This is a genomic window from Streptomyces sp. BBFR25 (assembly GCF_044590125.1).
GTDB classification, from domain to species: domain Bacteria; phylum Actinomycetota; class Actinomycetes; order Streptomycetales; family Streptomycetaceae; genus Streptomyces; species Streptomyces canus_D.
On the sequence record NZ_CP172447.1, the window covers coordinates 7,153,288 to 7,167,259 of the forward strand.

General features: G+C 73.3%; 12 protein-coding genes. 8 read left to right on the plus strand and 4 right to left on the minus strand.

The window, feature by feature from the left end; all coding sequences use genetic code 11:
- Positions 1-35: 35 nt before the first annotated feature.
- Positions 36-629, plus strand: coding sequence for an adenylosuccinate lyase (locus tag ACGH52_RS32115; RefSeq protein WP_076977185.1), 594 nt, complete (start codon positions 36-38; stop codon positions 627-629).
- Between the two features lie 32 nt (positions 630-661).
- Here the strand turns inward: ACGH52_RS32115 and ACGH52_RS32120 are convergent, their stop codons facing one another.
- The 4 genes from ACGH52_RS32120 to ACGH52_RS32135 form a co-directional block, all read right to left on the minus strand.
- On the minus strand, positions 662-1,201 hold the full coding sequence (locus ACGH52_RS32120; RefSeq protein ID WP_399944416.1) for a GNAT family N-acetyltransferase: 540 nt from the start codon (positions 1,199-1,201) through the stop codon (positions 662-664).
- A complete protein-coding gene (locus ACGH52_RS32125; protein ID WP_121703796.1) occupies positions 1,198-1,596 on the minus strand; it encodes a RidA family protein in 399 nt (132 codons plus the stop codon). The genes ACGH52_RS32120 and ACGH52_RS32125 overlap by 4 nt, the downstream gene beginning before the upstream one ends.
- Positions 1,597-1,654: 58 nt before the next feature.
- Positions 1,655-3,238, minus strand: a complete 1,584-nt coding sequence (locus ACGH52_RS32130) for an alpha/beta hydrolase (protein WP_399944420.1) — start codon at positions 3,236-3,238, stop codon at positions 1,655-1,657.
- Positions 3,239-3,442: 204 nt separating this feature from the next.
- Positions 3,443-4,489, minus strand: coding sequence for an Rv2578c family radical SAM protein (locus tag ACGH52_RS32135; protein ID WP_399944422.1), 1,047 nt, complete (start codon positions 4,487-4,489; stop codon positions 3,443-3,445).
- Positions 4,490-4,649: 160 nt separating this feature from the next.
- Between ACGH52_RS32135 and ACGH52_RS32140 the strand changes: the two genes are divergently transcribed.
- The 7 genes from ACGH52_RS32140 to ACGH52_RS32170 all read left to right on the plus strand — a co-directional run bounded on the left by ACGH52_RS32140 (position 4,650) and on the right by ACGH52_RS32170 (position 13,921).
- The gene (locus ACGH52_RS32140) at positions 4,650-5,093 is read left to right on the plus strand and encodes an SRPBCC family protein (protein WP_059302693.1); all 444 of its coding nucleotides are present in this window, start codon (positions 4,650-4,652) and stop codon (positions 5,091-5,093) included.
- A 150-nt stretch (positions 5,094-5,243) separates the two neighbouring features.
- Entirely contained in the window at positions 5,244-7,700 is a 2,457-nt protein-coding gene (locus ACGH52_RS32145) for an MFS transporter (RefSeq protein ID WP_399944425.1), read from the plus strand.
- Positions 7,701-7,846: 146 nt separating this feature from the next.
- Positions 7,847-10,333, plus strand: a complete 2,487-nt coding sequence (locus ACGH52_RS32150; protein ID WP_399944428.1) for a SpoIIE family protein phosphatase — start codon at positions 7,847-7,849, stop codon at positions 10,331-10,333.
- A 240-nt stretch (positions 10,334-10,573) separates the two neighbouring features.
- The gene (locus ACGH52_RS32155) at positions 10,574-11,350 is read left to right on the plus strand and encodes a class I SAM-dependent methyltransferase (RefSeq protein ID WP_076977192.1); all 777 of its coding nucleotides are present in this window, start codon (positions 10,574-10,576) and stop codon (positions 11,348-11,350) included.
- Positions 11,347-11,643: a hypothetical protein gene (locus ACGH52_RS32160; protein ID WP_238696938.1), complete on the plus strand. Its 297-nt coding sequence runs from the start codon at positions 11,347-11,349 to the stop codon at positions 11,641-11,643. The genes ACGH52_RS32155 and ACGH52_RS32160 overlap by 4 nt, the downstream gene beginning before the upstream one ends.
- A gap of 120 nt (positions 11,644-11,763) precedes the next feature.
- A complete protein-coding gene (locus ACGH52_RS32165) occupies positions 11,764-12,597 on the plus strand; it encodes a M55 family metallopeptidase (protein ID WP_059302698.1) in 834 nt (277 codons plus the stop codon).
- Positions 12,590-13,921 (plus strand): M20/M25/M40 family metallo-hydrolase, encoded by a 1,332-nt coding sequence (locus ACGH52_RS32170; RefSeq protein WP_399944433.1) that lies wholly within the window; start codon positions 12,590-12,592, stop codon positions 13,919-13,921. The genes ACGH52_RS32165 and ACGH52_RS32170 overlap by 8 nt, the downstream gene beginning before the upstream one ends.
- The last annotated feature ends 51 nt before the right edge of the window (positions 13,922-13,972 follow it).

The following is a 13,972-nucleotide window of genomic DNA, read 5'->3' on the forward strand; positions in this document are numbered from 1 at the left end:
CCCACGCCCGGTGTGACGCCCCTAACCTCGGTGTCATGGACGAAGAGTTGCGAGCGCTCACGGAGCGCTTACGGGCCGAGGCGGCGGCGTCGGGCGCCCCGGGGGCGCGGGCGGAGTACGACCGGCTCGTGGCGACCGGGGACCACGACGAGTTGGCCGCCGTGCTCACCGAGCCGGGACACCCGCTGTGGGCCCGGGAACTGGCCGCCTTCCGGCTGGGCGTGGCGGGCGACCGGCGGGCCTTCGAATCGCTCGTGCTCCTGCTGAACCACCGCGACCCGCCGCGCTGCGCCTCGGCCGCCCACGCCCTGGCCCGCCTCGGCGACCCGCGCACCGCCCGCGCGGCCGCGGCCCTCGCCACCAACGAACTGCGGGTCGCCTACGCCCTGCATCCGGTGCGGCTGCTGGCCGAGCTGCGGGCACCCGAGTCGGTGCCCGCGCTGATCACCACGCTGAAGCGGCGGCTGCGCCCGCACGACCCGTACCGGCGCGTCGCGCTCGCCTGCGTCGAGGGCCTCGGCGCCCTCGGCGACGACCGCGCCGTACCCGTCCTGAACGACGCCCTCGCCCACCCGGCGCTGGCCGAGGCGGCGGTGCGGGCGCTGGCGCGCATCCCGGGACAGCGGTGAGCGGACGGCGGGCGACCGAGCGGTGACGGCCGTCAGCCGCGCAGCGGCCGGGCGTAGCGCACCTCGGGTACCGCGACGCCGTCCACTGCGAACGGCTCCTCGGCGCCGTCGGGACGGAAGCCCGCCCGCTCGTAGAACCGCCGGGCGCGGGTGTTGCCCTTGAGCACCCACAGGAGCATGCGGGTGTGCCCGGCACGCTCGCACCGGCGCACCGACTCCTGGAGCAGGGTCCGCCCGACGCCCGTGCCGAGCCGTCCGGCGTCGACGTAGAGGGCGTACAGCTCGGCGTCCGCGGTGCGCACCTCGCCGTCCCGGTAGGGACCGTGGCAGGCCCAGCCGACGACCTCGCCGCCCTCGTCCTCGGCGACCAGGTTCACCAGGCCCTCGGGGGGTCGGGCGAACAGGTTGCGACGCCGCTCGGCGTCGGCGGCGGGGTCCATCGCGTCGAGGTGCGGCTGCGGCATCAGGCCCCGGTAGGCGCTCTGCCAGCCCCGGACCCGGATCACGGATACGCGGTCGCAGTCCGCGAGGACCATCTCCCGCACCCGCACGCGCGCCTGCGGGCCGCTCACGGCGCCACGACCGCGAACGCCTCGATCTCCATGAGGAACTCCGGCCGGACCAGCGCGCCCACCTGCACCGCCGAGGCGGCCGGCAGCCGGTCGTCGGGTATGTGCGCGGCGCGGGCCGCGCGGATCGCGCCCATGTGGGCCATGTCCGTGACGAAGAACGTCAGCTTCACCACGTCGTCGAAGGTCGCACCGGCCGAGGCCAGGCACCGGCGCAGGTTCTCGAAGACCTGGCGGGCCTGGGCCGCGGGGTCACCCGCGCCGACCACCCTGCCGTCCTCGTCCAGCGCGAGCTGCCCCGAGACGGCCACGAACCGCCCGGTGCCGAGGACGACATGGGCGTACTGCGCGGCGGGCGCGACGCCCTCGGGAGCGGGAATCCTGGTCAGCTCACTCATGCGTCCATCGTGGACCACGGCACTGACAACGCTCCCGAGGGGGTGTGCGAACGGGCGGCTAGCCGCGGAAGCCGAGCAGCCCGTGCAGGGTCGAACCCCGCGAGGACGTCGAAGCCGCCTTGGACTCCAGCGGCTTCGGGTCCGGCAGCGCCGGGCACACCGCGTCCGCCTCGCCCCCGTCGCCGTGCGGCACGGTGCCGTCGGTCAGGTAGGCGGCCAGGTGCTCGTCCAGGCAGTCGTTCCCGCTCAGCGTGATGCCGTGGTTCCCGCCGCCCTCCTCCACGACGAGGGCGGAGCCGCGCAGCAGCCGGTGCGCGGTGACGCCGCCCTCGTACGGCGTGGCCGCGTCGCCGGTCGCCTGGAACAGCAGGGCCGGGGGCAGCTCGCCGCCCGCGACATCCACCGGCTGCCGGGACGGTGTGGGCCAGAACGCGCACGGCGCGTTGTACCAGGCGTTGTTCCACACCATGAAGGGTGCCTTCTCGTACAGGCCCCAGCTGTCGTCGCGCCACGCGTCCCAGTCCCGCGGCCAGTCGGCGTCGCGGCACTGCACCGCGGTGTAGACGCTGTAGCCGTTGTCCCCGGAGGCGTCCGGGGCCCCGAAGTTCTCGTACGCCTCGACCAGCGGGCCGGTGTCCTCGTCGTTCGCGTACGCGGCGAACGCCTCGGCCAGGTAGGGCCAGTAGCCGTTGTAGTACCCGCCGGGCAGGTATGTGTCCTCCAGTTCGGAGGCGCCGACCTTTCCGCCCGCGGGCCGCTTCGCCAGCGCCTCCCGCATGGCGTACCAGGCGGCCTCGACCCGCTCGGGGTCGGTGCCCAGACCGTAGGCAGCATCGTGCCCGGCGATCCACGCCAGGAAGGCCCGGTGGCGGTCGTTGAAGGCGAGGTCCTGGTTGAGGTTGGCGTCGTACCAGACGTCGTCCGGCCCGACTACGGAGTCCAGGACCAGCCGCCGCACCCGTTGCGGGTAGAGCTTGGCGTAGACGGCGCCCAGGTAGGTGCCGTACGAGTAGCCGAAGTAGTTGAGCTTCTCGGCGCCGAGCGCCGCGCGGATCGCGTCCACGTCCCGCGCGGCGCTGACCGTGTCGATGTACGGCAGCACGTCCGCGTACTTGTCGCCGCAGGCATCGGCGAAGGCCTCGGCCCGCTTCAGGTTGGCCCGCTCCACGTCCGGCGTGCCCGGCACCGAGTCGGGACGCACCGGGTCGAAGTGACCCGGCAGACAGTCCAGCGCGGGAGTGCTCCTGCCCACGCCGCGCGGGTCGAAGCCGATGACGTCGTACTGGGCGGCCACCTTCGCGGGCAGCGACGACGCCACGAACCCGGCCAGCGTCAGCCCGCTGCCGCCGGGGCCACCGGGGTTCACCAGCAGGGGGCCCTGGTACGTCCCGGCAGTGTGCGGGACGCGGGACAGCGCCAGCGTGATCTGCCTCCCGCGCGGACGCGCGTGGTCGAGCGGCACCTTGAGGGACGCGCACTGGAGCGTCGGGTAGTCCTCCGTGGCGCACTTCTCCCAGTGCGGGGCCGCCGCCGCGGGCGCCGCGGACACGGGGTGCGGTGCGCCCGCCTCGGCGGGGACGGCGGTGACGGTCCCGGCGGCGATGACTGCGGCGCCGCACAGCACGGCTGCGCGTTGTCTCATGGCGTTCTCCCAGGACTCCCAGGACGGAGAGGCTGCGGTCCGCGCGGGTCGCGGTCCTCGCCGGATGGTCCCGGCGAGCGCCTACGGAAGAACGAGACGGGTCCCTACTTGACCCGATCGGGTCGGAAGATGCCCTCCAATGCGCCTACTCGGCCTTCTTCGGCTACTCGGGCTTCTTCGATCCGGGGCTCGTGCCCAAGGCCCTCAGAGGAGCGACAACTGCACCGGCTCGGTGGCCGCGGATCCGGCCGGCCGCGCGGGCTGCGGCTCCGCGATGCGCCGGGGCATCCCCGCGCGCGCGGGTCCGATGCCGTACTCGCGGGCCAGGTCGTGCACCTGGCGGGTGATCCGGCGCTGGTACCACTTCGGGGCGTAGGCGCCGTCGGCGTAGAGCCGTTCGTAGCGGCGGACCAGGTGCGGGTGGTGCTGTTGGAGCCAGACCATGAACCACTCGCGCGCGCCCGGGCGCAGGTGCAGCACCAGGGGCGTCACCGAGGTGGCGCCCGCCGCGGCGATGGCCCGCACGGTGGCCCTCAGCTGGGCCGGCTCGTCGCCGAGGAAGGGGATGACCGGAGCCATCAGCACCCCGCAGCCGATGCCGCGCTCGCCGAGGGCCCGTACGACCTCCAGCCGGCGCTCCGGGGCGGGCGTGCCCGGCTCCACGGTGCGCCACAGGTCCGTGTCGGTGAAGCCGACCGAGACCGAGATGCCCACGTCCGTCACCCGGGCGGCCCGGGTCAGCAGGTCCAGGTCGCGCAGGATCAGCGTGCCCTTGGTGAGGATCGAGAAGGGGTTCGCCCGCTCGGTGAGGGCCTCGATGATGCCCGGCATCAGCCGGTAGCGGCCCTCCGCGCGCTGGTAGCAGTCGACGTTGGTGCCCATCGCGACGTGCTCGCCCTGCCAGCGGCGCGATGCCAGCTGGCGGCGCAGCAGTTCGGGGGCGTTCACCTTGACGACGATCTGGGAGTCGAAGCCGAGCCCCGTGTCGAGGTCCAGATAGCTGTGCGTCTTGCGCGCGAAGCAGTACACGCACGCGTGCGTGCAGCCCCGGTAGGGGTTCACCGTCCACTCGAACGGCATGCGCGAGGCCCCCGGCACCCGGTTCAGGATCGAGCGGGCCCGCACCTCGTGGAAGGTGATGCCGCGGAACTCGGGCATGTCGAAGGTGCGGGTGGTGACGGCGTCCGCGCCGAACAGCGCGGTGTCCGCCGTCCGGGCGTGGTCGGAGCCCGTGAGGTTCTCCCAGCGCATTGCGGCCTCCTCGGTAGCACTGTTCGACACAATAGAACACTTGTTCCCTTGATCGTGCGGACGAGTCGTGCGGGGCCGCTTCGCGCCCCCCGATTTGGTGGCCGGGCGGCGGGGTGGTTGGCTTGCCCCGAACCCGAGAACCAGGCCCTGGAGGAACCCGATGGCGCAGGTCGAGGCGACGACGGAGCGGATCGTCGCAGCGGACGCGGAGACGGTGTTCGACACCCTCGCCGACTACAGCGGCACCCGCGAGAAGCTGCTGCCCGAACACTTCAGCGAGTACGAGGTCCGGGAGGGCGGCGACGGCGAGGGCACCCTCGTGCACTGGAAGCTCCAGGCCACCAGCAAGCGCGTCCGCGACTGCCTGCTGGAGGTCACCGAGCCGACCGACGGCGAGCTGGTCGAGAAGGACCGCAACTCCTCCATGGTCACCACCTGGCGCGTCACCCCGGCCGGCGAGGGCAAGTCCCGGGTCGTCGTGGTCACCACCTGGCAGGGGGCCGGCGGTGTCGGCGGCTTCTTCGAGAAGACCTTCGCGCCCAAGGGGCTCGGCCGGATCTACGACGCCCTGCTCGCCAAGCTCGCCGCCGAGGTCGAGAAGTAGCCAAACGGCAGGCGCGGTGCGGCCGTTGGCCGCCTCACCGGTTCGAGTGATCTCCGCGCCAACCCGTCGCGCGTCCGTAACTCGTCGCACTTGTTCGCAGTTGTCGCCTCAGGCGGCAAATGTGAGCAGGTGTGACGAGGGGAGCGGTACGTGGGCGGGATCACTCTGGTGCAGGACCCGGTAGGCAGTCCCGCGCGGGACGAACCGGTCGCCGTGGCCGAGGCACCCCCGGAGCCTCCCGTCCCCGAGCCGGGCGGGGAGCGGGACACCGGGCTGAGCCCGCGCCGGGTGCGGCTGGTCTTCGTCGGGCTGATGCTGGCGCTGCTGCTCGCCGCCCTGGAGCAGATGATCGTCGCCACGGCGCTGCCGAAGATCGTCGGTGAGCTGCACGGTCTGGACAAGATGTCCTGGGCGATTACCGCCTACCTGCTCACCTCCACCGTCGGCCTGCCGATCTACGGCAAGCTCGGCGACCTCTTCGGCCGCAAGGGCGTCTTCCAGTTCGCCATCCTGGTCTTCGTCGTCGGCTCCGCGCTGGCCGGACGCGCGCAGACCATGGACCAGCTGATCGCCTTCCGCGCGGTGCAGGGCGTCGGCGCCGGCGGCCTGATGATCGGCGTGCAGGCGATCATCGCGGACATCGTGCCGCCCCGTGAACGTGCCCGGTACATGGGCCTGATCGGTGCCGCCTTCGGCCTCGCCTCGGTCGCCGGACCGCTGCTCGGCGGCTACTTCACCGACCACCTCTCCTGGCGCTGGTGCTTCTACATCAACGTGCCCTTCGGCCTGGTCACCATGGCCGTCGTCGCCGTCGTCCTCAAGCTGCCCCGGCCGCGGGTCAAGCCGCGCCTGGACATCCTCGGCGCCCTGCTGCTCGCCGCCGCCTCCACCTGCCTGGTGCTGCTCACCAGTTGGGGCGGCACCGAGTACGCGTGGGGCTCGGAGGTCATCCTCGGCCTCGCCGCCGGAGCGGCCGGAGCCACCCTGCTCTTCCTGGTCGCGGAGCACTTCGCGCCCGAACCGCTGATCCCGCTGCGCCTGTTCCGGGACTCCATCTTCAACGTCACCGCCCTGGTCGGCCTGGTCATCGGCGTCGCCCTGTTCGGCGCCGCCAGCTACCTGCCGACCTTCCTCCAGATGGTCGACGGCGCCAGCGCCACCGAGTCCGGCCTGCTGATGCTGCCGATGATGGGCGGCGTCGTGGGCGCCTCGATCATCTCCGGACAGCTCATCAGCCGCACCGGTCACTACCGGAGCCACCCGATCCTCGGCAGCGCGCTGTCCGTCGTCGGCATGTGGCTGCTCTCCCGCCTCGACGCCGACACCTCCCGGCTGCACTACAGCATCTGGATGGCCGTGCTCGGCGCAGGCATCGGCATGGTGATGCCGGTCCTGGTCCTCGCCGTCCAGAACTCGGTGCGCCCCACCGACCTGGGCACCGCCACCAGCGCCAACAACTACTTCCGGCAGATCGGCGGCAGCGTCGGCGCGGCCGTCTTCGGCACCCTCTTCGCGGGCCGCCTCACCGACGCCCTGGCCGACCGGATCCCCGCCGAGGCGGCATCCGGGCTCCCGGACGCCGAGGCCATCACCCCCCAGCTCGTCCACTCCCTGCCCCCGGCGCTGCGCGACGCCTACATCGGGGCGTACGCCGACGCCATGCCGCGGATCTTCCTCTACCTGGTGCCGGTGCTCGTCCTCGGGCTCCTCATCGCCCTCTTCCTCAAGGAGAAACCACTGGTGTCCCACAACGCCCCCGTCACCGACCCGGAGACCGCACAGCACGCACCGCACGCCCCGCAGGCCCAGCCGGCGACCCAGGTGCCGCCGGCCCGGTCGCCCTACGCCGGCGGCATCCCCGTCTGCGGCACGGTGCAGCACCCCGACGGCACGGTCGTGCCCCGCGCGGCACTCACCCTCATCGACGTCGGCGGGCAACAGATCGGCCGGGGCGCCAGCGGCGACGACGGACGCTACGCGCTGGCCACGCCCGGCTCCGGGGCCTACGTCCTGATCGCCGCGGCCGGCGGCCACCAGCCGCAGGCGGTCTCGGTGACGGTCGGCGAACGCCCGGTGGAACTGGACGTGGTCCTCGGCGGTGCCGGACGCCTGGCCGGCAGCGTCATGACCGCCGACGGCAGCCCCGTCCGCGACGCGACCGTCACCCTCACCAACGTCCACGGCGAGGTCGTCGCCACCACCCGCAGCGGCCGCGAGGGCGGCTACGTCATCACGGAGCTGGTGGCGGGCGAGTACACCCTCGCCGCCAGCGCCCCCGCCTTCCGTCCGGCCGCGCTGCCGGTCAGCGTCCAGGCCGCCCGGGAGACCCGGCAGGACGTCGAACTGGCCGGCGGCGCCGTGCTGCGCGGCACGGTGCGGGCCAGCGGCGGCCGTGTCGTGGAGGACGCGCGCGTGACGCTCCTCGACGCCGCGGGCAACGTGGTGGACACCCTGACCACCGGCCCCGACGGCACCTTCCGGTTCGTGGACCTGTCGTCCGGCGAGTACACCGTCATCGCGGCCGGATACCCGCCGGTCGCGACCGTGCTCCAGGTGGCCGGCGGCGGCCGGACGGAGCGCGACCTGCAGCTCGGGCACGAGGACTGAGACCGGCACACCGGCGCGCGGGCGCGCGCCGGTGTGTTCGCGCGCCACCAATTCCCCCGTTGCCGCACATGGTCACCGACCACCCCCGTACGGTGGTGACGGCGACACAGATCTTGCGGAGCCGTGGGCAGAGAGGGCCTGACGCCATGGACCATGGCACCGAGCGGGACGCACCTCCCGGCCACCGTGCCGGACCCGACGCCGTGCCGGCCGACCCCGTCACGGGCCGCGTCCCACTGGCCGTCGTCGTGGTGGACCGCGACGGACTGGTCTCCCACTGGAGCCGGGGCGCACGGCGGTTGTTCGCCCTGCCCAAGGAAGAGGCGATCGGGCGGCCCGCCCTCGACCTGCTGCCCGTCTCGGGCGTGCTCCCCGGGGACGGGGCGCAGGACGAGGGCTCGGCCTACGGCCCGTACCCGGACCACGACGGCCTCGGGCCGGGCCTGGAGTCCTCCCTCGACGGGCGGCTCTCCTACCCGGCGGCGGGCCGGGCCCGGCTGACCGTGCCGGCCGACGCCCGCGTCGACGTGCTCTGGTGGGCGTACCCCCTGGTGGGGCCCGGGCCGGAGCGGCTGCTCGTGCTGGCCGCCGACGCGGACGGACTGCGCCGGGACTACGCCGACGACGGCGCCGGGGCGGGTGTCGTCGAGCGGATCGCGCCCGGGTTCGCCCTGCACACCGACTTCCCCGGCGCCGACGAACTCGCCCGCCGCCTCCCCGAGATCCTGCCCAGCATGAGCGTCGGGGAGAGCGCCCGCATCGTCGCCCAGGTCCTCGAGCTGGGCTACCCGGTCCTGGAGTTCAGCCAGAACGACCGGGTGCCCGTTATCCCGGACTGGGGCGTGCCCCGGCGGGCCGAGCGCCGGGCGCGCCGCGAGCGGGCCGCGCGGGCACTGGCGGCCGGTGAGCCGGTGCCCCAGGAGCTGCGGGACGAGGCCGAGGACCTGGAGTACGCGGCGGTCCGCGAACGCCTGGAGTTCCTCAACGAGGTCAGCGGCGCGATCGGCACCTCCCTCGACTTGGCGCAGACCATCGTGGAGGTCAGCCGGGCGGTCGTCCCCCGCTTCACCGACGTCGCCGGGACCTACCTGCGCGAACAGGTCGTCGCCGGTGAGGGCTTCCCCGACGGCGTACCGGACACCACCACCATGTGGCACCGCGTCGCCCTGGAGCACACCGACGAACCCGGCCGCTGGGACGACGTCGTACCCGTCGGCGAGGCCATGCCCTTCCCGGCGCACACCCCCTTCTTCCAGTGCATGACCAGCGGTGAGCCGGTGCTGGTGCCCCGCATCACCGAGGAGATGGGCCACGCCATCGCCTCCCAGTTCGAGAAGCGGGACATCCGGCCGCTCATCACGGACCGCTCGATGCTGCTGGTGCCGCTCAAGGCCCGGCAGGTCGTCCTCGGCTTCATGATCCTGCTCCGGCACCCGGAGCGGCCCGTCTTCAACGACATGGACCGCGTCACCGGTGCCGAACTCGCCGCCCGCGCGGGCCTCGTACTCGACAACGCGCGCATGTACACCCACCAGGAGAACGTCGCCGAGACGCTCCAGGACAGCATGCTCCCGCACATCCCCGCGCGCATGGCCGGGTGCGACATCGCCACCCGCTATCTGCCGGGGACGCTGCTCGGCCGGGTCGGCGGCGACTGGTTCGACTCGGTCAAGCTGCCGGGCGCCCGCACCGCGCTCGTCGTCGGCGACGTCATGGGCCACGGTCTGGGCTCGGCGGCGATGATGGGCCAGTTGCGCACCGCCGTCCAGACCATGGCCGGTCTCGACCTGCCGCCCGCGCGACTGCTGCGCAACCTCGACGACCTCGCCCAGCGGCTCGGCGAAACGCACCTGGCGACCTGTTTGTACGCCGTGTACGACCCGGTCGCCGGTGAACTGCACCTCGCCAACGCCGGTCACATCCCGCCCGTCCTGGTCCGTGCCGAGGACGGCGCCAGCGAGCTGATCGACCTGCCGACGGGGGCGCCGATCGGCGTCGGCGGGGTGCCCTTCGAGTCGGTGCGCGTGCCGGTGGCGCCCGGCGACCGGCTGGTGATGTGCACCGACGGCCTGGTGGAGGTGCGCGGCGAGGACATCGGCGTCGGCCTCGCCACCCTCTGCGAGTCCGCCGCCCACCCGGCCGCGTCCATGGACGACGCCTGCGACACCATCATCCGCGCCCTGGGCACCCGCGGCGGCCGCAAGGACGACGTCGCCCTGCTGATGGCCCGGCTGACCGGCATCGAGCCCGACGCCGTCGCCGAATGGAGCCTCGCCCGCGACCCGGCCGAAGTGGGCCGCGCCCGCGCGGCGGTCCGCGAACAGCTGCACGACTGGGGGCTGCCGAAGCTGGCGGGCCCCGCGGAGCTGATGGTCAGCGAACTCGTCACCAACGCCGTACGCCACTCCCACGCCCGCCCCGTCGAACTGCGCCTGGTGCGCGCCGACACGCTGCTGTGCGAGGTGGACGACGACGACCACGAGTTGCCCGCGCTCAGGAGCGCGGGTCCCGAGGACGAGGCCGGGCGCGGCCTGCGCGTGGTCAGCACCCTCGCCCGCGCATGGGGCGCCAGCCGCACCACCGCGGGCAAGACGGTGTGGTTCGAGCTGACACTGCCCGCCCGGTACCGCTAGCGCCGAGGCGCCGCCGCGCGGACCGCAGTACAGGGCCGGGAGCAGCACGCCAAGGACGGCGGCGTTCCGCGCCTGGCCGACCGCCGCAATGCGCCGGATCGATCCGCGGACCAATTCGCCCGGCGCGAACGGGTGGTGAAGGAATGCGCCGGGCGCTTGTGGGTGTGCGCCGGGCGCGGTACACCGTACGGACCCGTCGTCGTCGGCGGGCCGTACGTCGTCGCACCTGGGGAGACGGGCATGAGCGTGACGAGTCGGTACCGGGACGCCTGGGAGGGCTTCTGGAACGAGGCCTCCGGGGACCGGGGGGCGGTGTTCTGGGACGCGGAGCCGACGCTGACCGCCGGTCGCCACCTGGCACACTTCGAACCGCACCTGACCGACGCCGCCCTGCCGCTGATCGACCTGGGCTGCGGAAACGGCACCCAGACCCGCTACTTCGCCGAACGCTTCCCGCACGTGGTCGGCGCCGACCTCTCCGCCGCCGCCCTCGCCCACGCCCGCCACGCCGACCCGGGCGGACTGGCCGCGTACCGGCAACTGGACGCCGCCGACAAGGCCGAGGCGGAGGCGCTGCACGCGGAACTGGGCGACGCCAACGTCTACGTCCGGGGCGTCCTGCACCAGTGCGAGCCCGACGACCGGCAGCCCCTGGCCGACGCCCTCGCCGCGCTCCTCGGCGCACGCGGCCGCGCCTTCCTGGTCGAGCCCTCCCAGGCGGCCAAGACCGTCCTGGCGGGCCTGGCGCAGGGGCCGGCCGGGCCGCCCGCCAAACTCGCCCCCGTCCTGCGCCACGGCCTGACCCCCGGCGCCGTCCCCGACGAGGCGGTGCCCGGGTACCTCCGCGCGGCCGGACTGACCGTCCTGGCGAGCGGCGAACTGCCGCTGGTCACCACGGAGTACACGTCGGACGGCACCCGCATAGAACTGCCGTCGACTTGGGTGGTGGCGGGCGTCGCCCAGCATCGGGACGGTGGAATCGACGCACCGGTCCGCCTCCCGGGTCCTCTGTCTTGACGCCGCCCGTCGCCTGCTGCTCCTGCGTTGGCGGGACCCGTTCGACGGAACGTACCTCTGGGAGCCGCCGGGAGGGCGGCATCGAGCCGGGGGAGACGCCCCTGGCGGCGGCCGAGTTCACCGGCGAGCGGCCGGCGCCGGCGCGGACCGGCCTGCTCCCCGACGAGCAGGCCAGTCTGGACACGTACGCCTGGACGGCGTGGCCGGACCTGGGTTCGTTTGCGGACCCGGTCGAGCCGCCCCAGCTGTCGGCGGTCCTCGGCGCGCTGGTGCCGGACGGGCCGTGGAGTTGACGGTCCCGCCCCCGTGAAAGCGCTGATCGTAGGCCGGACGGGGCGCTTCAGTGGTCCAGACCACCGATGGTTATCCACAGGCCTGGCAGAGGTGGCCGGGCAGCGCGTACGGTTCGAGCCATGAAGATCCTCATCAGTGCCGACATGGAAGGCGCCACCGGTGTCACCTGGCCGGCCGACGTGCTGCCGGGGACGCCGCAGTGGGAGCGGTGCCGGTCGATGTTCACCTCGGACGTGAACGCGGCCGTGCTCGGCTTCTTCGACGGCGGAGCCGACGAGGTGCTGGTCAACGAGGCGCACTGGTCCATGCGCAATCTCCTCCTGGAGCGGCTCGACGAGCGCACGGAGATGCTCACCGGACGGCACAAGGCGCTGTCCATGGTGGAGGGCGTCCAGCACGGGGACGTGGACGGCATCGCGTTCATCGGGTACCACGCGGGCGCCGGTATGGAGGGCGTCCTCGCCCACACCTACCTCGCCAACCAGCTCACCGGCGTCTGGCTGAACGACGTACGGGCCAGTGAGGGTCTGCTCAACGCACACGTGGTCGCCGAGTACGGGGTGCCCGTGGTGCTGGTCACCGGGGACGACGTGGCCTGCGAGGACGCGCTCGGGTACGCGCCCGAGGCGCGCAAGGTCGCGGTCAAGGACCATGTGTCGCGGTACGCGGCCGTGTGCCGCACCCCGGCGAGGACCGCCGCCGACATCCGGGCCGCCGCCAAGGAGGCCACCGCGCTAGCCGTGCGGCAGGAGCCGGTGAGCGGCGGGCCTTTCACCCTCGCCCTGGAGTTCGACGCCGAGCACCTGGCGGCGGCCGCGACCGTGGTGCCCGGTGTGGCGCAGGTCGGGGAGCGGAAGGTGGCATACACCCACGACACGATGTTCGAGGCGATCCGGACGTTCAAGGCGGTCACGACGATCGTCTCGGCGGCGGTGGAGGAGCAGTATGGCTGAGCACACGGGGACCGGACCGGACACCGGCGAGCAGGCGCTGGACGAGGTCGTCCGGTTCACCTCCGAGCTGATCCGGATCGACACCACCAACCGGGGCGGCGGCGACTGCCAGGAGCGGCCCGCCGCCGAGTACGCCGCCGCGCGGCTCGCCGAGGCCGGGATCGAGCCCACGCTGCTGGAGCGCACCCCGGGCCGCACCAACGTCGTGGCCCGCATCGAGGGCACCGACCCCTCCGCCGACGCGCTGCTGGTCCACGGCCACCTGGACGTCGTGCCCGCCGAGGCCGCCGACTGGAACGTGCACCCCTTCTCCGGGGAGATCCGCGACGGCGTCGTCTGGGGGCGCGGCGCCGTCGACATGAAGAACATGGACGCGATGATCCTCGCGGTCGTCCGCGACTGGGCCCGGCAAGGGGTGCGGCCCCGGCGGGACGTGGTGATCGCGTTCACCGCGGACGAGGAGGCCAGCGCCGAGGACGGCTCCGGCTTCCTCGCCGACCGGCACGCCGCCCTGTTCGAGGGCTGCACCGAGGGCGTCAGCGAGTCCGGGGCGTTCACCTTCCACGACGGGGCCGGGCGGCAGTTCTACCCCATCGCCGCCGGTGAACGGGGGACGGGCTGGCTCAAGCTCACCGCGCGCGGGCGCGCCGGGCACGGTTCGAAGGTGAACCGGGAGAACGCGATCACCCGGCTCACCGCCGCGATCACCCGCATCGGCGCCCACGAGTGGCCGCTGCGCCTGACCCCGACCGTGCGCGCGGCCCTGACCGAGATCGCCGCCGTCTACGGCATCGAGACCGACCTGAGCGACGTCGACGCCCTGCTGGACAAGCTCGGCGAGGCGGGCAAGCTGGTCGAGTCCACCGTCCGCAACAGCAGCAACCCGACCATGCTGGACGCCGGGTACAAGGTCAACGTCATCCCGGGAGAGGCCGTCGCCCACGTCGACGGGCGGTTCCTGTACGGCGGCGAGGACGAGTTCCGCAGCACCCTCGACCGGCTCACCGGGCCGGACGTGGACTGGGAGTTCGTCCACCGCGAGGTCGCCCTCCAGGCGCCGGTGGACGCGCCGACGTACGCCCGGATGCGCGCGGCGGTGGAGGAGTTCGCGCCCGAGGGGCACGTCGTGCCGTACTGCATGTCCGGGGGCACCGACGCCAAGCAGTTCTCCCGGCTCGGCATCACCGGATACGGCTTCGCGCCGCTGAAGCTGCCCGAGGGCTTCGACTACCAGGCCCTCTTCCACGGTGTGGACGAGCGGGTCCCGGTCGAGGCACTGCACTTCGGAGTCAGAGTCCTGGACCGTTTCCTGCGCACGGCGTAAGACCCGGGCACCGCCCGGACGAGCAAGCAGCTGGAGGAGAAGTGGGGGAGT